Here is a 25,834-nt window from a genome sequence, read left to right on the forward strand (position 1 = left end):
GCCACCTGTCCGTTTGGTGCGGGTGGCTGCGCCGCCGGTGGTGTTCATCACGCATATCTGGCCAGCCCAGGGGAAGGCCCGATGGGGGCCAACGCCCCGTTGGCCCTGGTCCGCCGAATCTCGGTACGGGGAGGGAGCGGGCGGCGACGGATACCCGACCCAACCGCGACTTGTGTGGCGATCTGACCGGTGGGGAGTAATGCGGCGGATGCCCGCCGCCGGCAGACGCGCCTAACCATTCTCCGGCAACCGTTTGCGAGAAGAGGTCAGGCGCCCGACAACAGAAATGAAGGCGGCGAAGACCGCCAGGATGGCGAACCAGCCAGGCGCGGAAGTCCAGATCGGGGTGGAATAGCCGTCGGCGGTGGCGATCCGCTCTGGGTGGTCCGGATCAACGTGGACGGTGAGGGCCTGACCCACCGGAATTTTATCGATCACCCATGGGTATCGCAGATTGGCTGTGCGGGCCTGCCCCTGCGCCGTGTACCTCACGGTGTACCAGTGATCAAATTCGTCGTTGTGGTCGGAGATGACGATGGCCTGGGTCGGGCTGCCCTGATCGACGATCCGTGTCCGCTGCTGTTCGCCGATGAGGAAGATGCCGACGGCGATCAGCCCAAGGACGAAGGCGATCGCCAGCCCGGTGATCGTGCGCCGCTTTGTAAAGATCATCGCTTGTCCTCTCACGTAGCGTCCGAGCAGACGAACGCTACGCGCAAAGAGACTGGCGCTGTGAGTCGGTGATCGGTCGCTGTCGGATCTCCAGGCGTCGGCTCCGCTTGGCGGGTACGGCGGCAACGGTACGTCGGCGAGTGGTTGCCGGAGCCGGTGGTCACCGGGCCTTCACCGGCGGACCAAGCCGAGACCGCCGACTCCCTGTCGCTGGCGTTCCTGGTGTTGCTGGAGAACCTGTCGCCAGCGCGTCGTCCCGCGTTCTTGCCTCTGTGAGGCCCGTCGACATCGATGGCACCGATGTGGACCGTGTGCGGCACATGGTCGCCCGGGCCCGCGCGCACGTCCAGGAGCGCGAGCGCGGCGCGCACACCCTGGCCGCGGTGACCGCGGTGCTCGACCTGCATCGTGCTCGGAGGGCGATGTCGGGGTACAGGGCGGCGACATGCTGATCGGTCCTGCTGTTTCCGTGCCGGCCATCCCTGTCGGCGGGTGACTCACCCGGCGACGGTGAACTCCAGCTCGCTTACCGGGTTGGTGAACTCGCTGACCCGCAGGGAGACTTGCATCCGCCACGTTCCGGGCACCGGCAGTGTCACCTTCGCCGTGTAGAAGCCCGGTGATACCTGGGTGAGTGGGACGGCGCCGAGCGTCGTCTGGTCGGCGGACAGGCGTACGACCGGAGGGGCTATGCCGTCGGTGGGTTCGCCGGCTGCGTTGCTCAGCCGCAGGGTGACGGTGTTGGCGCCCCGGGCGAGCGGGGCGAGGGTGGCCCGCACGGCGATGTCGCCCAACTTGGTCGTGCGAGTGTCCACACTGGAGGCAGACGCGGGCGCGGCGCCGCCCTCGGGACTCGTGTCGACTAGGAAGCCGGTGATCAGCAGCGCGACGACGAGGATCGCGCCCTCGATCGCGGTGGCGCGAACCACCGGCCGGGACGAGGGTCGCTTCGTGGCCCGAGTGAGCCGGGGGAGGAGCGACCACCTGTTCCACGCCGCGAAGGCGATCGCGATCAGCACAACGGCGATCTTGGCCAGGAGAAGTCGTCCGTAGCTGGTGTCGACGAGCCCCTGCCACGACCCGAGGATCCGCCACCCGAGCAGTGCGCCGGTGACGACCAGGGCGGCCAGGACGCCGGCGGCGGCGCTGGAGAACCGGGCGAGCGTCAAGGCGGCGCCGCGGCCGGCGAGGCGGGGCAATGTCACTGCCAAGCCGACGAGCCCGCCGAGCCAGACGCTGCCGGCGAGCAGGTGCAGCGCGTCCGCACCGATGACGAGCGCTTCGGGGCTCGCTGCTCGGGTGTGTCCCACCAGCGCGGGGGCCGTGGCGGCGAGCACGGCGGCAACCATCGCCGCCACACGGCCGCGGCCGAGCAGGGCCACCGCCAGGACGGATCCGCTGATCACGACTGCGGTGACCGCGTACTCGGTCAACGGCAGCGCCGACCACGTGGAGCCCTGGGTGAGCAGGCTCAGCCCGTCACCGAGCAGATAGGTCGCGGTGATCGGCAGGATGGCCAGCCATGCCACCACGGTGACGGCCGCGGCGGCACGGATGACGGCGGCCACCCGGCGGTCGACTCCAACGCCGGTGGGCAGGAACGCCGCCGCGAAGATGACCAGCCCCGCGGTCAGCAGCAGGCCGAGGTAGCCGAGCCAGCGGGCCAGCGTGAGCGGCCAAGGGACGTCCGGGATGCGAGCCGGCGGGGCGACGTGCGGGGTGGGCACGCCCACCGAGAAGGTGAGCGCGCCGCCGATCGGGTGCCCGTCCTCCGAGACGACCCGCCAGGTGATCACGGTCGTGCCGTCGCGGAGGCCGTCGGGCAGAGCGACTCCGAGCTCGACGCCCCGGGCGGTTGTCGTCGCCCGGACGAGCTTGCTCTGGGAGTCGAAGACCTGCATTCCATCAGGGACCGCGCGTACGGCCTCGTCGAAGGTGAACCGGATCTGGTCGGGTGCGGTCGCCAGGACCGCGCCCTCCGCCGGATCGGTGCTGACCACAGTGGCGTGCGCGTACGCCGGCGGGGAGACGCCGACCACCAGCGCGGCCGAAAGAGCCAGCAACAGCAGTGCCGACAGGCGGTTGGTCATGTCCGGCGGCGCTGTCGGACGAGCGCCGCTCCACCCAGGAGCGAGCCGAGGATGCCGGCGACCAGCGCAGAAATTGCCAGAGTTCCTCCCGACGCCGAGGCCGGCGCCGCGACGGCCGCGTGGTGGTGTGCCCCCTCGGGAGAAACAGAACCGGAGATGACGAAGCTCGGGGCGGGCAACTCCAGGTCCTCGACGGAACCCCCGTCCTGCGCGACCTCGATCCAGGCCGACTCGCCCTGCTCGCAGGTCTGGATGGTGGGAAACACCAGTCGGGTCCCGTCGGCCTCGGGCAACTGGACCACGAGTTCGAAGACCTCGCGGTAGCCGTCCGGAAGCGGGGTGTCCGTGCGGTAGGAGACCGAGGCGACCCGTTCCACGATCTGGTTGCCGTGCGGGTCGACCGCCGGTGGGTCGACCTTCTCCGTCTCCTTCTCGACCTCCCACAGCGCTGTGCGGGTGGGTGTCACCGAGGTGATCTGATCCGGGATCCGCACGGTGATCGCGGTGGTGGGCGACTTCCCGCAGCCGTGCCCGACCTCGAACGTCAGGATGGCGTGCGCTCCGGCCGTGGTCGTGGAGGGGGTGACGGTGACGTGGGCGCTCGCCGGGGAGGCGACGCCGAAGACCCAGCCGGCGACCAGCGTCGCGGCGGCGATCCGTGCGACGCGGCGCCACCGCGTACGAGCGGGATGGCGGTTCATCGCACAGATTGGAACAACAGGCTGAACCGATGTCAAGGATGTGAACACGACCCATCCTCGATTGCGACTCCAGGGCCGTCACGGTAGCGTGCGTTCACGCTAGTGAACTGAAGTCCACAGCCTGGATGTACGGGAGAGGGCCGCCATGCCTAACATCACCGTCGAGTTGCTCGCGGGCCGGTCCGTGGAGCAGCGCCGGGCCTTCGCCCGAGCCGTGACCGACCACGCGGTCGAGATCCTCGGTGCCCGTCCGCAGGACGTCCGCATGGTCTTCAACGAGATCACCCCGGACATCGTGGCCAACGGAGGCGTGCTGGCCAGCGAGGACCCAAGTCGCGCCGCCGTGGTGGCGGCGCTCGACAAGAGCTAACGCATCGCCGACAGGCGGGCCTTCACGCTCAGCAGGGTCTCGATGATGAAGTCCTCCCGACCCTGGTCGAGGCGGCTGATGGGGACCGCGACGCTCACCGCGTCCGCCGAGTCGGGCGAGAAGGGCAGCGCGACGCCGAAGCAACGTACGCCCAGGCAGGACTCTTCGCTCTCTTCGGCGTAGCCGAGCTGGCCGGCCTTGTCGATGATCGCCAGCAGTGCGTCGCGGTCGGTGATCGTCTGGGTGGTGACCGGCTTGATCTGGTGGGGGACGAGCGGGTCGCGGACGTCTTCGGGCAGCTCGGCGAGCATCGCCCGGCCGAGAGCCGTCATGTACGCGGGAAGGCGGCGACCGACGGCCGAGTACATCCGCAACGGGTGCTTGGACTCGCGCTTGGCGGTGTAGATGATCTCGGCACCCTCCAGGCGCCCCAGATGCACGGTCTCCTCGGTGGCCGTCGCGATCTCGTCCATCACGGACCGGGCGCGCGAGAGCACCGGATCGCCGTCGAGGTAGGCGGAGCTGACCGTCAGGGTGTGCACGCCGAGCCGGTACACGCTGCCGGTCTGGTCGGTGTCCAGCCAGCCGCGGGCGCACATGGTGCGCAGCAGCGCGTGCAGGCTGCTCTTCGGGATGCCGAGGCGGGTGGCCAGTTGCAACTGGGTGCCGGGGCCGTTGGCGGCGATGTCGTCCAAGAGGTCGAGGACGCGTGCGGCCGACTTGACCTGCGAGGTGGCGGAGCCGCCGTTGGCCGTCTTTTCCGTGTCCACCCAGACCTCCTCATCAACGATGGCGCGCCTAAAGCATGCGCTCATCACGCCGTGTGCGGTACCAAACTCAATCACAGTTCACATAGAAGAACCAACTTCAAGCTCTTGACCTGTGATCGGAGCCATAGGTAACGTCCTGCTCGGTTCACGTAGCTGAACGCGGTTCACAAACGAGGAGCGAGTTTTGATCGAGGTTAGGTACTCCGCATCGCCGTCCGACGTTGAGACGGCGACGAATGCGGACCTGCGAAAGAACTTCCTCGTGGAGCAGCTGTTCCGCACCGGCGAGGTCCGGGGGGTGTACACCCACGACGACCGACTGATCATCGGCGCGGCGGTTCCCGGCACCGATCAGCTCGAGCTGCCGGCCTGGGACGTGCTCGGCGCACCGTCGCACCTGGCCCGCCGCGAGCTCGGCATCGTCAACGTCGGGCAGCCGGGCCACGTGCTGGTCAACAACGAGAAGTTCGAGCTGCGCCACCTCGACGGACTGTTCGTCGGCCGCGGCAACGAGGTCACCTTCGCCGGTCCCGACGCCGAGTTCTACTTCGTCAGCGCTCCGGCGCACGCGACCTACCCGACAACGCTGCTGAGCCGCGCGTCGATCGAACCGGTCAAGCTCGGCACGCCGCAGGGTGCCAACGAACGCAGCCTCTACCGCTACGCCTGGGGTCAGGAGCCGCAGACCGCGGTGCTGCAGTTCGGCGTCACCGTCATCGCCGACGGCTCGGTGTGGAACACGCTCCCGCCGCACCTGCACGACCGGCGCACCGAGGTCTACCTCTACGTCGACCTCGACGAGAAGGAGCGGGTCTTCCACCTGATGGGCCAGCCCGGCGCCGCCCGCCACCTGGTCGTGCGCAACCGCGAGGCGGTCATCTCGCCGCCGTGGTCGATCCACTCGGGTGTCGGCACCGGGTCGTACGCCTTCATCTGGGCGATGGGCGGCGAGAACAACGACTACACCGACCTGACCCCCGTGGCGCTGGAGGAGCTGTGACCCGCTCGCCCTTCGACCTGCACGGCCGCCGCGCCGTCGTGACCGGCGCCGGCCGGGGCCTGGGACAGGGCATCGCGGTCGGGCTCGCCCAGGCCGGAGCCGATCTGGTCCTGGTCGGACGGTCGGGAAGCCAGTGCGAGACCCGCGACCAGGTGGCCGAAAGCGGCCGCGACGTCGAGATCGTCGACCTCGACGTCAGCGACCACGCGGCCATCGAACGGGTTGCCGCCGAGGTGACCGGCAGCCGGCAGGTGGACATCCTGGTCAACAACGCCGGCATCATCGACCGCGAGGACGCGGTCAACGTGACCCGCCAGGCCTGGCACCGGGTGCTGGACATCAACCTGAACGGCCTGTTCTTCCTCTGCCAGGAGTTCGGCCGCCCGATGGCCGAGCGCGGGCACGGCAAGATCGTCAGCGTCGCCAGCCTGCTCTCCTTCCAGGGCGGCATCCGCGTCGCGTCGTACACGGCCAGCAAGCACGGCGTCGCCGGCATCACCAAGGCCCTGGCCAACGAGTGGGGTCCGCTCGGCGTGCAGGTCAACGCCATCGCGCCCGGCTACATGGCCACCGACAACACCACCGCGCTGCGCGCCGACCCCGACCGGTCGCGGGCCATCCTCGAGCGCATCCCGGCCGGTCGCTGGGGGAGCGCCGCCGATGTCGCCGGCGCGGCCGTCTTCCTGAGCTCCGCCGCCGCAGACTACGTCAACGGCCACGTCCTGGCCGTCGACGGAGGGTGGCTGGCCCGCTAACCCCGCATTCCCGTCCCCTACGAAGAATTGAGGATCGACCATGAATGTCACCCCTCGTTCCGCCGCCGCCATCATGAGCCTGTCGTTGGCTGCCGCCGTCCTGGCGGGCTGCAGCGAGCAGGCCGCCGGAGGCAACGACACCGCCGCCGGTGGCTCTGCCGCCTGCGATCCGTCCGCCGTCAAGCTGGTGGGCCAGGTCCGCAACGAGTCGAACCCGTACGAGGCCTCGTGGCTGGCCGGCGGCGACGCCTTCGCCAAGTCGGTCGGTCTCACCCAGGAGCGCCTCACGTACGACGGTGACTCCACCAAGCAGCAGGAGCAGATCAGCCAGATCCTCGCCGGCGACACCAAGTGCCTGGTCATGAACGTGCTCCCCAACGGCGACTCGGACACCGCGCCGATCGTCAAGGGTGCCGACCAGGCCGGGGCGTACCTGGTCACGCAGTGGAACAAGCCGGCCGACCTGAAGCCGGCCGATTACAAGACCTGGCTCAGCCACATCACTTACAACGGCGTCGAGTCGGGGCAGCAGATCGGTGACGCGCTCGCCACCGCGATCGGCGGCTCGGGCGGCATCATCGCGCTGCAGGGTGTGCTCGACACCGCGGCCGCCAAGGACCGGTTCGTCGGTCTGCAGAACTCGCTCAAGAAGAACACCGGCGTCACGCTGCTCGACCAGCAGGCGGCCAACTTCTCGCGCGCCGAGGCGCTCACCGTCACCAAGACGCTGCTGACCAAGCACGGCGACAAGGTGAAGGGCATCTGGGCGGCCAACGACGACATGGCGCTCGGCGCCCTGGAGGCGCTGCAGCAGGCGGGCAAGGCCGGCAAGGTGGCGGTCGTCGGCATCGACGCCGTCCCGGACGCCGTCAGCGCCGTGAAGGCCGGCACGATGACCGCGACCGTCTCCAGCGACGGCTCGTGGCAGGGTGGCATCGGTCTGGCGATCGGCTTCTGCGCCGCCACCGGCAAGCTCAAGGTGGAGGACATCGCCGCGGCCAATCGGGCGTTCTTCGCCGAGCAGTTCCTCATCACCAAGGACAACGCCGCCGAGTTCGCCGCTCCGAAGACGAACCCGGCCGACTTCGAGTGCGGCAACGTCTTCAACCGTGTGGCCGGGCCCCTGACGTGACAGTGACATCCGAGGTCGTCAACGCGCCTCGCCGCCAGTCCCGGCGAGGCGCGTCGTTCCGCGATGCTGGTCCACCGGTCGCGCTGATCGTCATCTTCCTGATCTTCGCGGCCCTCAGCCCGCAGTTCCGCAGCACCGACAACGTCCAGAACATCGTGGACGCGGCCGCCGTGCTCGCGGTCGTCACCTGCGGAATCACGTTCGTGCTGATGATGGGGTCGATCGACCTGTCGGCCGCCGGCGTGATGGGCGCCTGCGCCCTGACCGTGTCGCTGCTGGTGGCCAACAATCGCAACGACAACGACTTCGGGTTGCTCGGCATCGCGGTCGCCGTCTTGCTGGGCTGCGCGTTCGGATGCGTGAGCGGGCTTGCCCTGGTGCTGCTGAAGGTGCCGTCGTTCATGGCCACGCTGGGGATGTCGGCCGTCGGGCTCGGCGTCGCGACCCTCATGTTCGCCGGCGTGCAGCCCAACATCTCCGACACCATGGTCAAGGGCCTGGCGATCGAGCGGTTCCTCGGGTTCTCGTACCTCACCTGGATCGCCGCCGTGTGCATCCTGGTCGGCTGGCTCATCCAGCGCTACACCCGGCTGGGTCGCTACGCCTTCGCCATCGGCGGCGCCGAGGAGGTGCTCCTGCTCTCGGGCGTCAAGGTCAATCCGTACAAGGTCGCGGTCTTCGCACTTGCCGGCGCCTTCTACGGGCTGGGCGGCGTGATGGTGACCAGCCAGCTCGGCGCGGGCCTCGTCCAGGCCGGCGACGGATACGACTTCTCGGCCATCACCGCCGCCGTCGTCGGCGGCACCCTGCTCACCGGGGGTCGGGGCGGCATCCTGCACTCCGCCGTCGGCGTCATGCTCGTCATGGTTCTCACCAACGGTCTCGTGCAGATCGGGGTCAGTCCGTACTGGCAGGGCGGGGTCGAGGGCCTCATCGTGGTGGCCGCGGTCGCCGCCGCCGTCATCCCCCAACGTCGACGGAACCAGGTGGTCAAATGAGTGTGCCGGCCCTGGAGGTACGCGGCCTCGTGAAGCACTACCCCGGGGTGAAAGCCCTCGACGGGGTCGACCTGGTGGTCCAGCAGAACGAGGTCCTCGGTCTGGCCGGGGAGAACGGCGCAGGCAAGTCCACTTTGCTCAAAGCGCTGGTCGGCCTGGTCGCCCCGGATGCCGGCTCGATCTACGTCCGCGGCGAGCCGGTCAGGCTGCGCAGCGTCGTCGACGCCGCCAACCACGGCATCGGGATGGTCTTCCAGGAACAGTCGCTGGTGCCCAACCTGACCGCCGCGGAGAACATCGTGCTCGGCAGCGAGGGGCCGGCCGTACGCCGGGGTGTCTACCGCTGGGAGGTCATGCGCCGCCTGGCCCAGGAGCAGCTCGACAAGATCGGCTCGCCCATCGACCCGCTCGCCCGCACCGACTCGCTCTCCTTCGCCGACCGGCAGATGGTCGAGATCGCTAAGGTGCTGCGCATCGAGGAGCGCACCCAGCATCCGCCGGTCGTCATCCTGGACGAGCCGACATCGGTCCTGGAGTCCAAGGAGATCGACACGCTGTTCGCGCAGATCCGCCGACTGCGCGAGTTCGCCACGGTCATCTTCGTCTCGCACCGGCTCGACGAGGTGCTGGACGTCTGCGACCGGGTGTCCGTCCTGCGCGGCGGCCAGTCGGTCGGCGAGGTCGCCACGGCCGGCGCGGTCCCGCGCGAACTGCACCGGATGATGATCGGGTCCACCGGATCCGACGATCACTACCACGAGAACGCCGCCGCCACGGTCGGCTCCGAGCAGCCCCGGCTGTCCGTACGCGGACTGTCTGGCACGACGTTCCAGGACATCAGCTTCGACGTCGCACCCGGCGAGATCGTGTCGATCGTCGGCGTGCACGGTTCCGGTCGCGAAGACGTCTGCCGGGCCCTGTTCGGCGCCGAGCCGACCACCGCCGGCGAGATCCGGATGGACGGCAAGAAGATCGACCTGCCCAGCACCCGGGCCGCCTGCGCCGCCGGCATCGGCTACGTGCCGGCCGAACGCAAGCTCGAGGGCATGGTCGGTGCGATGTCGGTGGCCGAGAACATGACCCTGGCCAAGCAACAGGCCCGCTGCGCGGGACCCTTCGTGGCGCCCAAGAAGCAAGCCACCCTGGTCGACTCGTGGATTCGCCGGCTCTCCATCCGCACCCCCGGCCGCGACACCGCGATCCAGCGGCTGTCCGGCGGCAACCAGCAGAAGGTGGTCCTGGCCCGCTGGCTGGTGGCCGGCGACATCCGGCTGCTCCTGCTGGACCACCCGACGCGCGGCCTGGACATCGGCGCCCGCTCGGAGGTGTACCGGCTGATGCGCGAACTCGCCGCGACCGGCGTCGCCACCGTGCTGCTCGCCGACAGCCTCGAGGAAGCCATCGGCATGGCCGACCGCATCCTGGTCATGAACGACGGCCGGGTCGCCACCGAGGTCGCCTGCCCCAACGGCGCCAAACCGAGCCCTCTCGACCTCGTGAAGGAGATGGTGTGAGCACTGCCGTCGCCCTCAAGCCGACCCAGCGGCTCACGGGGTTCATGCCGCTCATCGCCCTCGCAGCGCTCGTCGCCGCCCTCACCATCGCCGACCCGGACTTCTTGACGCAGCGGAGCCTGATCGCGGTGGCACGCACCGCCGCTCCGCTCATCGTGCTGGCCGCGGGGGCGACGCTGGTCGTGCTCTGCGGTGGCATCGACCTGTCCATCGCGGCGTTGGCCTCGCTGTCGACCGTCTTTCTCGCCCTGTGGCTGCCCGATCTCGGTGGCCTGGCCACACCGGCTGTCATCCTGGTCGCGGCGACGATCGGCGCGGTGCAGGGCGTCGCGCACGTGTTGCTGCGGATTCCGTCGTTCATCGTCACCCTGGGCGGGATGAGCATCCTGTCCGCGGTCGCCCTCGTGGTCTCCGGCGCCGGCACGGTGCGGGTCGTGGACGACTCGACGGTCCGCTGGCTCGACCTCTATCTCGCCGGCTACGTGCCGATGTCCGCCGCCATGGCGATCATCGTCGTCGCCCTGATCGCCGTGGTCCTCAAGGTGACCCCGCTGCGGAGCTGGATCTCGGCCACCGGCTACTCCGAGTCGGCCGCGCGGCTCGCCGGCACACCGGTCGACCTGGTCAAGATCGGTGCGTTCTGCGTCTCCGGCGCCTGCGCCGGGCTCGCCGCGGTCATGCTGGTGTCGCGGCAGTTCAGCGGCGGCCCCACGATGGCCGACAACCTGCTGCTGCCGGCGGTCGCGGCGATCGTGGTCGGCGGGACCGCCATCACCGGTGGCCACGGCAGCGTGTGGCGAAGCCTCGCCGGCGCGCTCGTCGTGACGCTGCTGCGGGTGGGCCTGCCGATCGTCGGCGTGCCCTCCGCGTACGAGCAGATCCTGTACGGCGCGATCATCGTCGTCGCGGTCGCGCTCACCCTCGACCGCTCAAAAGTGTCGACCGTCAAATAACTCCTATGGAAGGCCACCATGAACCCCGCTCTCTTGCCCGCCGTCCGCTCGTTCCTGTCCTCGCCCAGGCAGCTCCTCATCGACGGTGAGTGGGTGGACGCGAAGGACGGCAGGACCTTCGCCACCGTCAACCCATCGACCGAGGAAGAGCTGGTTCAGGTCGCGCACGCATCGAGCGTCGACGTGGACCGGGCGGTCGTGGCGGCGCGCGCGGCGTTCGAGTCCGGCTCGCCATGGTCGAAGATGACCCCGCGCGACCGCTCGCACCTGCTGTGGCGCATCGGCGACCTGATCGACGCCCACGCCGACGAGTTCGCCCAGTTGGAGGCCCTCGACAACGGCAAGCGCGTCGAGGCGGCCCGGGAGGGCGACATCGCGATCGCCGCGGAGCTCTTCCGGTACTTCGCCGGCTGGGCGACCAAGATGGAGGGCACCTCCATCCCGATGTCCGTGCCGGGTCGCGAGTTCCACGCCTACACCCGCCGCGAGCCGGTCGGTGTCGTCGCCGGCATCGTGCCGTGGAACTTCCCGCTGCTGATGGCCTGTTTCAAGATCGTCCCGGCGATCACCGCGGGCAACACCGTCATCCTCAAGCCGGCCGAGCAGACGCCGCTGACCGCGCTGCGCCTCGGTGAGCTGCTGCTCGAGGCCGGCGTGCCGGCCGGCGTAGTGAACGTGCTGCCCGGCTTCGGCGACACCGGCGCCGCGCTGGTCGAGCACCACGGTGTCGACAAGGTGGCCTTCACCGGCAGCACCGAGGTCGGCAAGAAGATCGCCGCAGCGGCCGCGGGCAACCTGAAGAAGGTCTCCCTCGAGCTCGGCGGCAAGGCTCCCAACATCATCTTCAACGACGCGGACATCGAGGCGGCCATCGCCGGTGCGGTGCTCGGCGGCTTCTTCAACGAGGGGCAGTGCTGCGTCAACGGCTCGCGCCTGTACGTCCAGCGCGGCGTCTTCGACCAGGTCGTCGCGGGAGTGGCCGCGGCGGCGGCCGCGATCAAGGTGGGCGACGGCTTCGACCCCACCTCGCAGATGGGCCCGCTGGTCTCGCAGGAGCAGCACGAGAAGGTGCTGGGCTACATCGGCGGGGCGGTCCGCGACGGCGCCGTGCTGACCGCGGGAAGCGCCGACCGGGTCGGTGACCGCGGCTTCTTCGTGCAGCCGACGCTGATCACCGGCGTCGACGAGCAGATGGCGGTGCAGACCGACGAGATCTTCGGCCCGGTCGTGACCGCGATCCCGTTCGACACCGAGGACGAGGTCGTCGCGGCCGCGAACAACACGGTGTACGGCCTCGCCGCGGGTGTCTGGTCCAACAACATCGGCACGGCACACCGGGTCGGCGCCCGTCTGCGGGCCGGCACGGTGTGGCTCAACACGTGGCACGCCGATGACGTCACCCTGCCGCGCGGTGGATTCAAGCAGTCGGGTTGGGGCCGCGAGCTCGGCTCGTTCGGCCTGGACGACTACACCGAGCTCAAGACCGTCATCGCCGAGCTGCGATGAGCGTGCTCGACACCCTGGGGGCACACCGGGTGGTCCCGGTCGTCGTCCTGCGGGATCCGGCGCACGCCGACGCCCTCGGCGACGCGTTGGTCGCGGGCGGCCTGCCGGTCGCCGAGGTCACCTTTCGTACCCCGGAAGCGGCGACGGTCCTGCGTCGCCTGGCGCGGCGCGGTGACCTGGTCGTGGGGGCCGGAACGGTCCTCACGGCCGGGCAGGTCGACCTCGCGTACGAGGCGGGCGCCCGGTTCGTCGTCTCGCCCGGCCTGAGCGCCGATGTCGTGCGTCGTTGCCAGGCGCTCGACCTGCCGGTGATTCCGGGAGCCAGCACGGCTACCGAGATCATGGCGGCGCTGGACCTCGGCCTCGACACAGTCAAGTTCTTCCCGGCCGAGGCCTGCGGCGGGTTGCCGACGGTCAAGGCGCTGTCCGCAGCGTTTCCACAGGTCCGCTTCGTGCCGACCGGGGGCATCACCGAGCGGAACGCACCGTCCTATCTCGACCATCCGGCGGTTGCCGCAGTCGGCGGGAGTTGGATGGTGGCGCCCGACCTGCTGGCGGCCGGCAAGTGGGACGAGGTCACCGCGAGGTGCGCGGCCACGGTAGCCGCGTCATGATCGAACTCCGTCCCGCCACCGACTGCGAGTTCGACATCGTCGCGCTCGGCGAGGTCATGCTGCGGCTCGATCCCGGTGACAGCCGGGTGCGCACCGCCCGCCGGTTCGAGGTGTGGGAGGGCGGCGGCGAGTACAACGTCGCCCGCGGGATGCGCAAGGTGTTCGGGTTGCGCGGCGCGGTGGTGACCGCACTCGCGGACAACGAGATCGGCCGTCTCGTCGAGAACCTCATCATGCAGGGCGGCGTCGACACCTCGCTGATCCGCTGGGAGAAGTACGACGGCATCGGCCGCACCGCGCGCAACGGTCTCAACTTCACCGAGCGCGGTTTCGGCGTACGCGGTGCGGTCGGCGTGTCCGACCGGGCCAACACGGCGATCGCGAACCTGCGGCCGGGCGTGGTCGACTGGGACGACCTGTTCGGCCGGCGCGGTGTCCGTTGGCTGCACACCGGTGGGATCTTCGCCGCCCTCTCCGAGAACGCGGCCGCCGTGGCCGAGGAGGCGATGGCCGCCGCGCGGCGGCACGGCACGGTGGTCTCCTTCGACCTCAACTACCGACCCAGCCTGTGGGCCGGCATCGGCGGCACGGAGGTGGCGCGGGAGGTCAACACCAGGTTGGCCCGGCACGTCGACGTGATGATCGGCAACGAGGAGGACTTCACCGCCGCGCTCGGCTTCGAGGTCGCGGAGGTGGACGAGCAACTGCGGGCGTTGCCGATCGACAGCTTCGCCGAGATGGTGAACACGGTCGCGGGGAAGATGCCATGGCTGTCGGTCGTGGCGACGACGCTGCGGACGGTCCACAGCGCCAGCGACAACGACTGGCAGGCGATCGCCTGGTCGCCGCGGACCGGTGTGCTGTCCTCGGCGGCGCGTGAACACCTCGCCATCTTCGACCGCGTCGGTGGTGGCGACGGGTTCGCCTCCGGTTTGATCTACGGCCTGCTCGAGGGGGAGGGGCTCCAGACGTGTCTGGAGCTGGGCGCCGCGCACGGCGCGCTCGCGATGACCACGCCGGGCGACACCTCGATGGCGACCGGGCAGAGGTCTGGGCGCTCGCCGGTGGCGGCAGCGCCCGCGTACGCCGGTAGTGCAAGAGTCGGGCGGCAGTTCACATATAGAAACCTGTCGTACTAAAGTTCAAGAATATAGACAGGGTTCTCGGCGTTGTTATACCTTCGGGCCTATCAGTGGCAGTGTCCGTCCTCACTGCCAATGTCAGCCGAACCTCAAGGGATCTCTTATGAAGGTGCCCCGCAGGTCTGCCCGTCCCCTGGCAGCAGCTTTCCTCGCCCTGACGCTCGTCGCCGGGTCAGCCCCCGCGGTGGCCAACGCCGCCGCCCGGGCCGCCCTCGTCGATGACGGCCGGCTCAACGTCCTGCTGTTCTACAAACCCAACTTCCACGCCTCGAACGTGCAGGCCCGGCAGGCCGTGCGCGACCTGGCCGCCCAGCTCGGCACGCAGTACAACCAGCCGGTGGAGATCCAGGAGACCGAGGACCCCGCGGTCTTCAACACGGCGAACCTGGCCGCCCGGGACGCCGTGGTCTTCGCGCAGACCGGTGGCGTGCTGTTCAACGCGGCGCAGCGCACCGCGCTGGAGTCCTACATCCGCGGTGGCGGCGGCTTCATGGGCCTGCACTACACCGGTTGGTCGGTCGGCGAGAGCGAGCACGACGTCAACCCGTTCTACGCCCGCCTCGTCGGCGCCGCGTCCGAGGGACACCCGGAGGACCCCGGCGTCCGGCCGGGCCGGGTGTTCGTCAGGGACACCGCTCACCCGCTCGCCCAGGGCGTGACCGCCTCGCTCACCCGCAGCGACGAGTGGTACGACTGGGTGGTCAACCCGGCGCCGTACGTCCGGACCGTGATCGAGGCCGACGAGTCCTCGTACGGCGGCGGCCGTCAGGGCACCTCGCACCCCGTCACCTGGTGCCAGAAGATCGACTCCGGCCGGTCCTGGTACACCTCGATGGGTCACGAGGGCACCGCCTACTCCGAGTCCTACATGCGCGCCCAGATGAAGAACGGTTTGGCGTACGCCGCCGGGCTGCTGCCCGCCGACTGCTCGCCGCCCGTGAAGGACCGCGCCGGCGCCTGGAGCGGCGTCACGCCGTGGCCGCTGGTGCCGATCAACATGTCGCTGACCTCCGACGGCAAGGTGCAGTCGTTCGGCAGCGTCGGGGGTTGGGGCAACGACACCACGCCGTACGACTGGACCGGCAACAGCTCGGTCACCCAGGGCGGCCAGATGGAGGTCGACATCTGGGATCCGGGCCAGCCACGAAATCTCACGAACCTGCGTGCCGGCATCCTCCCGAACACCACGTACACCGACCTGTTCTGCGCGATGCAGGTGCAGAACCCGCACGACCACTCCACGATGACGGTCGGCGGTGACGACGGACTGGGCGGCAACGCCCCGAACGACGCCGCCATCGGCGTCACCAGCTACACCACCAACAACGGGCTGCAGAACAAGGCACCCATGAACTACCCCCGGTGGTATCCGACCGGCACCACCATGCCCAACGGCGACATCGTCGTCCAGGGCGGCAGCCTCCGCGGCGGCCCCGGTGGACCCGGTGTGCTCACCCCGGAGATCTACACTCCACAGTCGGGCTCGGGCTGGAAGACGCTCGACGGCGCCCGCAGCCCGGCGGCGTACGGCGACGGCGGGTCCGACCACGCCGGCCAGGACGAGAACCGCTGGTGGTATCCCCGGGCGTTCGTGGCCCCGGGCAGCGGAACCCTGTTCAACATCACCGGCACGCAGATGTACGAGCTCAACCCCGCGGGCAACGGCGGCACCGGACAGACCACGCTGCGTGGCACGCTGCCCACCGCCATCGCCAACCAGGGCACGAACGGCAACCCGGTCGGTGCGACGTCCACCGCCACCATGTACCGCCCTGGCAAGATTCTTCAGGTCGGCGGCGGCTGGTGGGGCAACGGCGGCGGCCCGGACGGCGCTCGCGCCGGCTTCACCGTCGACATCACCGGCGGCACGGCCAGCCCGGTCGTCACGGCGACCAGGCCGATGAAATACCAGCGGCACTGGGCCACCTCGACGGTTCTGCCCGACGGCGACGTGCTCGTCACCGGCGGCGGCCGCGAGAACAACGGCAACGGTGGGTACGTCACGAACGCCGAGATCTGGGACCCGGACTCCGGAAACTGGACCGAGGTCGCCGTGCCGTACGAGCACGCTCGGCTCTACCACTCCGCGTCGCTGCTCCTGCCCGACGGTCGCGTGATGATGGGCGGCGGCGGCACTCCCGGCCCGCGCAACTACACGGACGTGGAGTACTACTCCCCGGCGTACCTGTTCAACGGCGACCAGGTCGCCCCGCGCCCGGCGATCAACACCGCGCCCGCCACCATCGGCTACAACGGCAGCTTCCCGATCACCGCGTCCGGCACCGTCTCGCGGGTCACGCTGGTCCGCAACGGCTCGGTGACGCACGGCTTCAACAACGACCAGAACTTCCAGGACCTGGCGTTCAGCCAGTCCGGCAGCACGGTCAACATCACCGCGCCGGCCAACGGCACGTACGCGCCTCCCGGTTCGTACATGCTGTTCGTCTGGGACTCGGCCGGCACGCCGTCGGTCGCGAAGATCGTGAAGATCGACCCGGCGGTCAAGCTGAGCCAGCTCAACCCGCGGGTCGTCGACCAGTTCGAGTACCCGCGCCTGCCCGCCGAGTGGCGCACCAGCAACCCGCCGGCGACCGTCGACGTCGCCGCCGGCAACACCCGGATGTCTCCGTGGACGGTCCAGAGCCAGGTTCAGCTCGCGCGCGGCACCGTTTCCGGTCAGGGTGGCCTCGGGCTCACCGGCTACCAGCTCAGCCTCGGCAACGCGGGCAGCATCACCCGCACGCTCAGCTCGCTGACCCCGGGGACCACGTACCGGGTGTCAGTGCGCTACGCACGTGACAGCCGGGTTTCCGGAACCGGCTCGGCGACAGCCAACCTTACGGTCGCCAACCTGAATGCCACCATCACCGCCACGACGAGCCTGCCCTCGACGGGCAACTACGGCACGTACGTCGGCACTTTCACAGCCGCCACGAGCACGCAGACGCTCACCCTGAGGGGTCCGGGAACCGGCGCCGGAATGATGATCGACGACCTGGTGGTCGTGGGCGACGACGCGCCGCCGACACCCGTCGGTGTCCCGGTCCGCTACGAGTTCGAGGAGGGCCAGGGCACCTCGGCCGCCAACACCGGTGGCTCCGGTGGCCCGGGTGCCGCGATCCTGACCGGCACCACGGGCTGGTCCGCCAACGGTGTCATCGGGAAGGCGCTCAACCTGCCGGGCGGCAGCACCGCCAACGCGGTGGACCTGCCGGACAACCTGCTGCAGAACGCGGCGAACTTCACCACCGGGTTCTGGGTGCGCCCCGACACCAAGAGCAACTGGACCGGCCTGTTCCACATCGGAGACGGGCTCGGCTCCGCCGGAAGCTACTTCCAGCTCCAGATGCAGACCCAGGCGTCCGGGAGCACCGGCCTGGCCGCGACCTTCAAGGCCAAGACCGGCCCCGAGGAGCGGGTGTACGCCAGTCCGGCCCAGGATGTGGTAGCCAACCAGTGGAACCACGTGGCCTTCACCCGCCAGGGCTCGATCGGCACGCTCTATCTCAACGGCGTGGCGATCGCGAGCCGGGCCGACCTGACGGTCGACATGACCGCCATCGGCCCAACGGCCAACAACTGGCTGGGCCGCAACGGATACGGCGACGCCGCGTTCGACGGTCTGATCGACGACGTACGGGTGTACACGTCCACATTGAACGGTGCGGACGTGGCGGCGATGTACAACGAGGGCAACGCCGTGCGCTACACCTTCGACGAGAACACCGGCACCGCCGCCGGGAACTCGGGCACCAGGACGTCGATCGGTGCGGCCGTGTTGCCGGCCACGGTGACCTGGGCCGGCGGCCAGCTCGGCAGCGCGGTGAACCTACCGGGCGGCGCCGCGACCTCGGGTAACGAGGTCAAGCTGCCCAACAACATCCAGGCCGGACTGACCAACCAGTTCACCACGTCCTTCTGGGCTCGTCCGGACACGCTCCCGAACTGGGTGCCGCTGCTGCAGATCGGCAGCAGCACGGACACGTTCTTCCTGCTCCAGTCGGCCACGAACAGCGGGACGACCGGGTTCGGGGCCACCTTCAAGGCGGCGGGAGTGCCGGCGCAGGAACGGCTCACCCTCGGCGCCGGCCGGGACCTGCCGCTGGGCCAGTGGACCCACGTGGTGTTCACGATGAACGGCTCGACCGCGAAGATCTACTTCAACGGGGTCCTCCAGGCCACCCGCTCCGACTTCCCCATCGGCATCGGTAACGTGGGAGTGGGCGGCACCACCACGGCCAACTTCCTCGGTGGGACGAGTTGGGGAGACCCCCGATTCGACGGGCTGATCGACGACTTCCGTCTGTACGGCTACGAGCTCAGTGCCGAGCACGTGACCCAGCTGTACGCAGGCCGCCGCTAGTCAACGAAGCGGGGCCCCGGGATCCGTCCCGGGGCCCCGAATCACCAGACGGGCGGCTCGTGGGGCCGACCCTTCAGCTCGTGGAACCCATCGGCCTGCGCGACCAGGAGCGTGCCGTCCCACAGTCGACCCGCCGCCTCACCACGCGGCACTCGGAACATCCGATGTAGCGCGGGCTCGTCAGAATCACCCAAATCATCGCGGCAGGGCCTGTTGGAGAATGCACTCGTGGCGAATACCGACGCACGACGGCGCTGGCGAGAGCGGCAGGTCGCTGAGCATCGTGAGCTGCTGCGGTCCGATGTCGCTCAGGGCGACCTCGAGGGATTCGCGTTGGTGCGTCCGGACGGATCCCTGACGGATGAGGTTGTCCACGTGCAGTGGATGGACAACCACCCGGCAGGTCCCGACACGCACGTGACGGTCTCGTTCGCGGACGGGTCGAACGTGGTGTTCGGATTCGATGTGCCAGTCGTGAAGGTCCGAGCAGCCGACAGAACGGCGGTGAGCGGCGACGACCTACGTCAGGCAGCGCCGTCCGCGTGGGGAGCCGACGCCGGGCGCTGAACGAACACGGCGCCCCCGTACGGAGGGCGCCGTGTCGTTGTCGCTTGCTCAGCGTTGCCAGGGGTCGAAATAGGCGACCGTGGTCATGTCGACCTCGACTCCGGTGTCGAAGCTGCCCGCGGTCGTGCTCTGGCCGGTCACGAACATCCGGACGCCGTCCTTCGTCGCGGTCATCGCGAGCGCGTGGGCGCTGTCGGACGCCCCGACCAGCCCTTCGTACCGACCCAGCCAGGTCTGCCGGCCAGTAGCCGAGTCGTACGCGATCGTCACGTAGTCCGTGCCGGCGTCGCTGTCGGCGCTGGTGCCGGTGACCACGACCTTCTTGCCGTCCGGCGTGACCGCGAGACCCCACGACGTGTCGTCGTAATGCGCCTTGCCGTCGAAGCGCTGGATCCACAGCCGGCGCCCGCTGGCCTCGTCGTAGGCGACCGTGGTCAGGTCGAACCGGGTGCCGTCACCTTCGGTGTTGCCCGTGACGTAGACCCGGCCCCGGGAAACCGTGATGACGTAAGGGTTGTCGGTGGCCTGGCCCGGTCCGTCGTAGCTGTCCGTCCACCGCACGGCGCCGGTGCGCGTGTCGTAAGCGACCGTCGTGAGGTCGACCGACTTGTCGCTGCTGGCGCCGGTCACGATGACCGACCGGCCGTCCGCCGTCACGGTCATCGCCGACGGCATGTCGTACCCGTGCGCGGAACCGTCATAGCGGGCCACCCACTTTTGCTTGCCCGTGGCCGTGTCGTAGGCGACCGTGCCCCAGTCGTAGCCGGTCTCCTCCAGGCCCGGGCTCTGGCCGCCGACGAACACGGTCTTGCCGTCCGGCGCCAGGGCGATCATCCGCGCGTCGTCGGTCGCCTTGCCCGGCCCGTCGTAACGGGTGGCCCAGGCCTGCTTGCCGGTGGCGGCGTCGTACGAGGCCGTGAAGAAGTCGTCGATGCCGCCCTCCGCGAGGGTCGTCATCCCGGTGACGTACACGTGCTTGCCGTCGCGGCTCACCACGACCGCGTTGGACCAGGCCGTGAACGCATCCGGACCGGTGTACCGCGACTCCCACCTCTTCCGGCCAGTCGCGGTGTCGTACGCGATGGTGACGGCGTCGTTGCCGGTGTCGTCCGCGGCCGTGCCACCGGTGACGTACAGCGTGCGCCCGTCCGGGCTCACCGTGGTGTCGTGGGGCTCGGCGTAGGTTCCGGCCGGACCCGCGTACCCCACGGACCACAGTTCCTTGCCCGTCTTCGGGTCGTAGGCGACCGTCGCGATGCTCAAGTTGTACTGCCCCGGAACCGACCCGTAGTTGACGCCGGTCACGTAGACCCGCTTGCCGGCGGGGTCGGTGACGACCTGCTCACCCGAGTCCTGCACGCCGGCGACGCCGTGGTCCGCCGTCCACGCCTCGGCCACGGGGCGCACCACCAACGGGATCCGCACCTTGTGCTTGGTGTCGCTCCAGGTGAGCTGACCGGACACGTACGCGTTCATGGCCGCCGTTGCCCGGGTGAACTTCACCGTGAACGACCCGGTCTGGCCGGGACGCAGCGTGAGTCGCTTCGGTGTGACCTTCACCGACACCCCGGGAAGACCGGAGACCGACGGGGTGTACGTCGCCTTGGCGCGACCGACATTGGTCACCGAACGCGTCACCGTCTGGGTGCCCGCGAGCCGGCCGATCGCGACCGACGGTGTGTTCAGGTCGCTGGGGTCGAACGACTTCGGGACGGCGGCGCACGCGCTCTTCGACACGCCCTTCGTGGTGGCGCACAGGAAGGCGGTCCAGTCGTCGGCCCCGCTGTCGTAGACGAGACCCGGGTCCACGGCGCTGTTCGGCACGACGTGGCCGGCGCCCTGGGCGAACACGCCCGGCGCGTCGAGCAGGTCACGACTGGTCGTCATCAGCGCCGACTTGACGGCCATCGGCGACCAGTCGGGGTGCCGCTGCTTGAGCAGGGCCGCCAGGCCGGCGACGTGCGGCGCCGACATCGACGTGCCGCTCATGAGGTTGAAGTCGAGGCCGCCCTGCCCCGGGGGTGCGACCGCGGCCAGGATGTCCTGTCCGGGCGCCGCGAGGTCGGGCTTGAGCAGGTCGCCACCGGCCGCGGTGGAGGGTCCTCGGGAGGAGAACTCGGCGATGTACGGCGCCGGGGCGTCGTAGGAGATGGTGGCGGCCGAGATCGTGGCCGTAGCGCCGGATTGCGCCGCGTAAGCCCGAAGAGCGACCAGGTTCGCTGCCGGCAGGTGCACCGACGGCACGGAGTGGACGTCGGCGACGATGCCGTCGTCGGCGGGGTCCGTGTTGACGAGGATCATGCCGACGCCACCGGCCTGCTTGACCGCGAGGCTCTTGTTGACGCGCGGGTTGTTGCCCCGCTCGCAGACGACGATCTTGCCGGCCACCTTGGCGGGGTCGAGCACGGGCTTGCCGCCGTTGTCGACCGCGGCGTAGCAGAGCTTCGTGAGGAAGTCGCTGGCCTTCGGCAGCCCGATCGTGGCCGCGCTGGCGTACACCAGCGGTGCCGGGCCGGCCGACGTGCCCGCGAGAGAGGCACCGGTGTACGCCGCGGCGTCGCCGAGGGTGGCGGTGGCGGTGGTGGTCCGGTTGTGGGTGTCGGCGGCGACCGTCGTCACCCAGGGCGACGGGTGGGCGACCGTCGTGGCCGCCGGTCCGCTGTTGCCGGCGGACGCCGAGACGAACACGCCGGCCTTCGCCGCGGCGAGGAAGGCGACCTCCATCGGGTCGAGCAGGTCGGACGTCGTGCCCGAGACAGAGAAGTTGAGCACGTCGACACCGTCGGCCACGGACTGGTCGATGGCGGCCACGATGTCGGAGGTGGCGCCCGACGCCGTCGACCCGTCCTGGGCCGACCACAGCGCCTTGTAGGAGGCGATCCGGGCGCGCGGCGCCATACCGGTGATCTTGCCGAGCGCGGACATCGGGCCCGTGGCCTGGACGCCGTGGTTGCCGCCGGCGGTCGACGCGGTGTGGGTGCCGTGTCCGTTGTAGTCACGCGGGGAGGGGAACTCCCACGGCAACTCGGTCTTGATGCCCGCGTCGCCGCCCCACGCGTTGTTGAAGTGCCGCGCGGCCACGATCTTGCCGGTGCAGTCGTCGGCGTGCCACGAGTCGTCGGTGCCCGTCTCGCACGTGCCGTGGAAGTCGGTCAGCGGCGCGTACGCCTTGCCACCGGCGTCCGGGTTGGCGAAGCTGGCGCTGTCCGGCCAGATGCCGCTGTCGATGACGCCGATGACCAGCCCCTCGCCCGCGTCCTCGGGGCCACGGAGCTGGTCCCACAGCCCGCCCGGCTGGTCCAGACCGAGGAAGCCCGCCGTCGAGGAGGTCTGCGTGGTCACCTTCCGGTCGGCGGTGACGGCGACGACGTCGGGCAGTGCGCGCAGTTTCGCCGCCTGAGCCTTGGTCAGGTCCGCCGAGAACCCGTCGAAGGAGTAGACGTACGCGCCGCGCTTCTTCGCGCCCACTGTGCGCACGGCACGGTCCTGCTGGCCCCTGACGTGGGCGGCGTACCGCGTCACGTCCGACGACCGGGGGTTGACCTTCCTGCCGTGGCCGGGCCTGGTCGGCGCCATACCGGCGACGCCGCCGCCATAGGCGACCACGGGATCCAGCGCCATCTGGACGATGTAGGTCTGCTTACCACTGTCGGGGGCGGCCATGGCGGGCGTGCCGGACACCGCGACCTGCACCGCCAGCGCGACCGCGACGCCGGCCGGCAGCCACCGTCGAGCCCTTGAGAACGTGGACACCACTCACCTCCGCGTACGAGTTCCGCTGACGCTACGGATGGCCGCACGGGGAACCATCCGTACCGCACACGGAAAAATGGCGGTAACCTTTGGCCGCCCAGGGTGAGTACGGAGGTTGCTGCATGACCTCAGGAGTGCTCGCCGCGCGGCTGGTCGGCCGGTCTGCGGAGCTGGACCTGTTGCAGGCGGCGATCACCGCGGCACCGTCGGTCGCGCTGGTCGAGGGTGAGGCCGGGATCGGCAAGAGCCGCCTGGTCCGTGAGCTGTTGACTGTCACGTCGGGTCGCCGAGTCCTGATCGGCCAGTGCGAGCAGCTTCAGGAGCCGTTGCCGCTCTCGCCGCTGCTCGACGCGTTCCGCCAGGCGGGACCCGAGCTCGGCGGTCCGCTCAACCCGGTGATCGGCGCGCTGGCCCCGCTGCTTCCGGAGCTGGCCGCGCACCTGCCGGCGCCTCCGCCGGCACTGTCCGACCCGGGGGCGGACCGGCACCGCGTCTTCCGGGCGGCCGTCGCCCTGCTGGAGGAGCTCGGCCCTTTGCTGCTGGTGCTGGAGGACGTGCACTGGGCCGACACGGTGACGTTCGACTTCCTCGCTTTCCTCGCCGCGCACCTGCCGCCGGACCTCGCGCTGGTCATCACCGCGCGCACCGAGACCGGCCGGCTGCCGATCCGCGAAGCGCTGGCCCGCGCCCCGTCCGGCGCCGCCCACGTCGTCGGCCTGCGCCCGTTGCGCCCGCCCGAGGTGGCACAGCTCGCCGGTGAGATCCTCGACGCGGCACCCGCGCCCGGCTTCGCCGACCGGCTCTACGAGAAGACCGGTGGCATCCCGTTCGTGGTGGAGGAAGTGCTCCGCACGTACCTGAAAGGGCCTGGCGCGCTTTCGGGACGGCCGGAGGCACTGGACGACCTCGCCGTGCCGACCGTGCTGCGCGACGTGATCCTGCAACGTCTGCTCTCCCTCGACGACGACGCCCGGGAGATCGTCCAGGCCGCCGCGGTCGTCGGCCTGGTGGCCGACGACCGGCTGCTCGCCGAGGTGACCGGGCGCGACTCCGCCGAGATCGCGCGTGCGCTCGCCGGCGCGCAGGACGTCGGTCTCCTTCAGGAGGACGGGTTCCGCCACGCCCTGGCCCGACAGGTCGTGTACGAGTCCGCCCCCGCGGCCTGGCGGCGGTGGCTGCACCTGCGCACCGGTCGCGCACTCGAGTCGACCGGCAGCTCGGCCCGGCTCGCACACCACTACCTGCGGGCGGGCCACCACACCGAGATGGTGACCCATGCCGAGGCGGCCGCCGAGACCGCGCTCGCACACGGCAACGACGCCACCGCCGCGCGATTCCTGCTGGCGGCGCTCGGCGCGGACGGGGTTCCTCAGGAGACCCGGGTGCGGCTCGCGGTCAAGCTCGGCAGGGCCGCCGTCGACGGCCTCGCCCATGCCGAGGCACTGCCGATCGTCGCCCGGCTGCTGACCACCGAGCAACTGCCGGCGGCGGTACGCGGTGAGCTCCGGTTCGCGTACGGCCGCCTGCTTCGTCAGTCCGGTGACACCCGGGCCGGCCACCTGGAGATCGAACGTGCCGTCGAGGACCTCGCCGGCGCGCCCGCGCTGCTCGGCCGTGCGCTCGCCGTCCTGGCTGCGCCGGAGACCGTCACGGACCGGCATGTCCGCGAGCACCTGGCCCGCTGCGACGAGGCGGCCGCGGCAGCACGTCGCAGTGGCGACCGCGGCGTCGACCTCGCGGTGCGGATCACGCGGGCGGGGCTCCTGTTGGAGCTGGGGCAGCCGGCGGGCTGGCCGCTGGTCGAGGACCTGCTCGACGGGGACGACCTGCGGTCTTCTCCCCGCGAGTGCGCCCGCGCGTGCCTCAACTGGGCGCAGGGCGCCCTGCACGCCGGCCGGCTGGACCACGCGGAGGCGTTGCTGGCCACCGGGCGGCAGGTCGCCGATCAGGTCGAATATCTCCGGATCGCGGTGGTGCTCGACCTCGTGACCGCTCTGGTGGACTACGCGGCCGGCCGATGGGACGGGCTGCTGGACCGAGCGCGCCTGATGGGCGCGACCCACGCCACGTTCGGCGCCGCGTCATTGGACTCGCGGCTGCTGCTCGGTGCGCTGCTCGCGGCGATCGGGCCCGCGGAGGAGGCGGCGGACTGCTTCGGCGAGGTCATCACCGTCGCGGAGCAGGTCGGCACCGCATGGCCACTCATCTCGGCCCGGACCGCCATGGCCCGGTTGCTGTTGACGCTGGACGACGCCAACGGCGCGGCCGACCACGCCAGGGCGGCCATCACCCAGGTCCGCGCCAAGGGGAACTGGGTCTGGGGCGGGGAGGCCGTGCTGTGTCTCGTCGACGCGGTGGGGCGGACGGACGAGGCCGAGGCCGTCGTCGTCGAGCTCGCGGCCGGGCTGGCGGGGACCGACGCACCTCGTGCGCGGTCCGCTCTGCTGGCCGCGCAGGCCGTCCTGGCCCCAGGCGACGCCGACCGGCTCCTCGTCGCGGCACGCGGGGTCGCGGGCGACGCGGGTTTGACCTACGACGAGGCGCGGGCCACCGAACGGCTCGGAGGCCTGCGGTGCGCGCACGACGACCCACGCGGCGGCGAGGACCTGGAGACCGCCCTGCGGCTGTACGGCGCCCTGCACGCCACCCGCGACATCGCCCGCGTCTGCCGGGCGATGCGACTCCACAACGTGCCCATCCCGTATCCCTGGCGCGGCGGCCGGCCCGCACTCGGCCACACTTTGTCGGCGCAGGAACATCGCGTGGCCCTGCTGGCCGCCGCGGGCAGGACGAACCAGGAGATCGCCACCGAGCTGTTCCTGTCGCGCCGCACGGTGGAGAGCCACGTCTCCAGCGCGCTGCGCAAGCTCGGGTGCACGTCCCGCAAGGACCTGACAGGCATCCTCGATAGGTGAGCGCCTGACCGTCCGGGTC

At 70.2% G+C, this 25,834-nt stretch carries 18 protein-coding genes and 1 pseudogene; 13 read left to right on the forward strand and 6 right to left on the reverse strand.

Annotated features, from left to right (window positions below; all coding sequences use genetic code 11):
* Nucleotides 1-231 precede the first annotated feature (231 nt).
* The 3 genes from BLV39_RS33225 to BLV39_RS33240 form a co-directional block, all read right to left on the reverse strand.
* Nucleotides 232-672 carry a DUF3592 domain-containing protein gene (locus BLV39_RS33225; protein WP_090801061.1) on the reverse strand — a complete coding sequence of 147 codons (441 nt, stop codon included), beginning with the start codon at nucleotides 670-672 and terminating at the stop codon, nucleotides 232-234.
* 497 nt (nucleotides 673-1,169) lie between these two features.
* A complete protein-coding gene (locus BLV39_RS33235) occupies nucleotides 1,170-2,762 on the reverse strand; it encodes a copper resistance CopC/CopD family protein (RefSeq protein WP_204082739.1) in 1,593 nt (530 codons plus the stop codon).
* Entirely contained in the window at nucleotides 2,759-3,463 is a 705-nt protein-coding gene (locus BLV39_RS33240) for a YcnI family copper-binding membrane protein (protein ID WP_090801063.1), read from the reverse strand. The genes BLV39_RS33235 and BLV39_RS33240 overlap by 4 nt, the downstream gene beginning before the upstream one ends.
* Before the next feature lie 145 nt (nucleotides 3,464-3,608).
* Here BLV39_RS33240 and BLV39_RS33245 point away from each other — a divergent pair, with 145 nt between their 5' ends.
* A complete protein-coding gene (locus BLV39_RS33245; RefSeq protein WP_090801066.1) occupies nucleotides 3,609-3,833 on the forward strand; it encodes a tautomerase family protein in 225 nt (74 codons plus the stop codon).
* On the opposite strand, the gene BLV39_RS33250 is transcribed toward BLV39_RS33245, so the two are convergent.
* A complete protein-coding gene (locus BLV39_RS33250; RefSeq protein WP_204082738.1) occupies nucleotides 3,830-4,603 on the reverse strand; it encodes an IclR family transcriptional regulator in 774 nt (257 codons plus the stop codon). The genes BLV39_RS33245 and BLV39_RS33250 overlap by 4 nt on opposite strands.
* 184 nt (nucleotides 4,604-4,787) lie before the next feature.
* Here BLV39_RS33250 and kduI point away from each other — a divergent pair, with 184 nt between their 5' ends.
* The 10 genes from kduI to BLV39_RS33300 all read left to right on the forward strand — a co-directional run bounded on the left by kduI (nucleotide 4,788) and on the right by BLV39_RS33300 (nucleotide 18,580).
* The gene (gene kduI, locus BLV39_RS33255; protein ID WP_090801070.1) at nucleotides 4,788-5,603 is read left to right on the forward strand and encodes a 5-dehydro-4-deoxy-D-glucuronate isomerase; all 816 of its coding nucleotides are present in this window, start codon (nucleotides 4,788-4,790) and stop codon (nucleotides 5,601-5,603) included.
* A complete protein-coding gene (gene kduD / locus BLV39_RS33260) occupies nucleotides 5,600-6,358 on the forward strand; it encodes a 2-dehydro-3-deoxy-D-gluconate 5-dehydrogenase KduD (RefSeq protein WP_090801072.1) in 759 nt (252 codons plus the stop codon). The genes kduI and kduD overlap by 4 nt, the downstream gene beginning before the upstream one ends.
* 40 nt (nucleotides 6,359-6,398) lie before the next feature.
* Nucleotides 6,399-7,490, forward strand: a complete 1,092-nt coding sequence (locus BLV39_RS33265) for a sugar ABC transporter substrate-binding protein (RefSeq protein ID WP_090801074.1) — start codon at nucleotides 6,399-6,401, stop codon at nucleotides 7,488-7,490.
* A complete protein-coding gene (locus BLV39_RS33270; protein ID WP_204082737.1) occupies nucleotides 7,487-8,488 on the forward strand; it encodes an ABC transporter permease in 1,002 nt (333 codons plus the stop codon). The genes BLV39_RS33265 and BLV39_RS33270 overlap by 4 nt, the downstream gene beginning before the upstream one ends.
* On the forward strand, nucleotides 8,485-10,002 hold the full coding sequence (locus BLV39_RS33275) for a sugar ABC transporter ATP-binding protein (protein WP_090801078.1): 1,518 nt from the start codon (nucleotides 8,485-8,487) through the stop codon (nucleotides 10,000-10,002). The genes BLV39_RS33270 and BLV39_RS33275 overlap by 4 nt, the downstream gene beginning before the upstream one ends.
* Nucleotides 9,999-10,955, forward strand: a complete 957-nt coding sequence (locus BLV39_RS33280) for an ABC transporter permease (protein ID WP_204082736.1) — start codon at nucleotides 9,999-10,001, stop codon at nucleotides 10,953-10,955. The genes BLV39_RS33275 and BLV39_RS33280 overlap by 4 nt, the downstream gene beginning before the upstream one ends.
* 18 nt (nucleotides 10,956-10,973) lie before the next feature.
* Complete coding sequence (locus tag BLV39_RS33285; protein WP_090801081.1) at nucleotides 10,974-12,461, forward strand: aldehyde dehydrogenase family protein; 1,488 nt, start codon at nucleotides 10,974-10,976, stop codon at nucleotides 12,459-12,461.
* Nucleotides 12,458-13,075, forward strand: a complete 618-nt coding sequence (eda, locus tag BLV39_RS33290) for a bifunctional 4-hydroxy-2-oxoglutarate aldolase/2-dehydro-3-deoxy-phosphogluconate aldolase (RefSeq protein ID WP_090801082.1) — start codon at nucleotides 12,458-12,460, stop codon at nucleotides 13,073-13,075. Before BLV39_RS33285 ends, eda begins: the two co-directional genes overlap by 4 nt.
* A complete protein-coding gene (locus BLV39_RS33295; RefSeq protein WP_239083563.1) occupies nucleotides 13,072-14,214 on the forward strand; it encodes a sugar kinase in 1,143 nt (380 codons plus the stop codon). Before eda ends, BLV39_RS33295 begins: the two co-directional genes overlap by 4 nt.
* 106 nt (nucleotides 14,215-14,320) lie before the next feature.
* A complete protein-coding gene (locus BLV39_RS33300) occupies nucleotides 14,321-18,580 on the forward strand; it encodes a LamG-like jellyroll fold domain-containing protein (protein ID WP_090801084.1) in 4,260 nt (1,419 codons plus the stop codon).
* A gap of 41 nt (nucleotides 18,581-18,621) precedes the next feature.
* Here the strand turns inward: BLV39_RS33300 and BLV39_RS44470 are convergent.
* Nucleotides 18,622-18,729: pseudogene (locus tag BLV39_RS44470) on the reverse strand (mycothiol-dependent nitroreductase Rv2466c family protein); the annotation flags it as partial.
* A gap of 79 nt (nucleotides 18,730-18,808) precedes the next feature.
* On the opposite strand from BLV39_RS44470, the gene BLV39_RS42615 reads away from it, so the two are divergent.
* Nucleotides 18,809-19,147: a hypothetical protein gene (locus BLV39_RS42615; RefSeq protein WP_143049996.1), complete on the forward strand. Its 339-nt coding sequence runs from the start codon at nucleotides 18,809-18,811 to the stop codon at nucleotides 19,145-19,147.
* Nucleotides 19,148-19,195: 48 nt separating this feature from the next.
* Here BLV39_RS42615 and BLV39_RS44895 read toward each other — a convergent pair whose 3' ends face one another.
* The gene (locus tag BLV39_RS44895) at nucleotides 19,196-22,900 is read right to left on the reverse strand and encodes a S8 family serine peptidase (protein WP_143049997.1); all 3,705 of its coding nucleotides are present in this window, start codon (nucleotides 22,898-22,900) and stop codon (nucleotides 19,196-19,198) included.
* A 122-nt stretch (nucleotides 22,901-23,022) separates the two neighbouring features.
* Here BLV39_RS44895 and BLV39_RS33320 point away from each other — a divergent pair, with 122 nt between their 5' ends.
* Nucleotides 23,023-25,815, forward strand: coding sequence for an ATP-binding protein (locus BLV39_RS33320; protein ID WP_090801092.1), 2,793 nt, complete (start codon nucleotides 23,023-23,025; stop codon nucleotides 25,813-25,815).
* Nucleotides 25,816-25,834 lie beyond the last annotated feature (19 nt).

This window comes from Asanoa ishikariensis, assembly GCF_900107455.1.
GTDB classification, from domain to species: Bacteria; Actinomycetota; Actinomycetes; order Mycobacteriales; family Micromonosporaceae; genus Asanoa; species Asanoa ishikariensis.

Coding starts and splice junctions, on each gene's coding strand:
- BLV39_RS33225 (WP_090801061.1), bottom strand. CDS start 672: ATGATCTTTACAAAGCGGCGCACGATCACCGGGCTGGCGATCGCCTTC.
- BLV39_RS33235 (WP_204082739.1), bottom strand. CDS start 2,762: ATGACCAACCGCCTGTCGGCACTGCTGTTGCTGGCTCTTTCGGCCGCG.
- BLV39_RS33240 (WP_090801063.1), bottom strand. CDS start 3,463: ATGAACCGCCATCCCGCTCGTACGCGGTGGCGCCGCGTCGCACGGATC.
- BLV39_RS33245 (WP_090801066.1), top strand. CDS start 3,609: ATGCCTAACATCACCGTCGAGTTGCTCGCGGGCCGGTCCGTGGAGCAG.
- BLV39_RS33265 (WP_090801074.1), top strand. CDS start 6,399: ATGAATGTCACCCCTCGTTCCGCCGCCGCCATCATGAGCCTGTCGTTG.
- BLV39_RS33275 (WP_090801078.1), top strand. CDS start 8,485: ATGAGTGTGCCGGCCCTGGAGGTACGCGGCCTCGTGAAGCACTACCCC.
- BLV39_RS33285 (WP_090801081.1), top strand. CDS start 10,974: ATGAACCCCGCTCTCTTGCCCGCCGTCCGCTCGTTCCTGTCCTCGCCC.
- eda (WP_090801082.1), top strand. CDS start 12,458: ATGAGCGTGCTCGACACCCTGGGGGCACACCGGGTGGTCCCGGTCGTC.
- BLV39_RS33295 (WP_239083563.1), top strand. CDS start 13,072: ATGATCGAACTCCGTCCCGCCACCGACTGCGAGTTCGACATCGTCGCG.
- BLV39_RS33300 (WP_090801084.1), top strand. CDS start 14,321: ATGAAGGTGCCCCGCAGGTCTGCCCGTCCCCTGGCAGCAGCTTTCCTC.
- BLV39_RS33320 (WP_090801092.1), top strand. CDS start 23,023: ATGACCTCAGGAGTGCTCGCCGCGCGGCTGGTCGGCCGGTCTGCGGAG.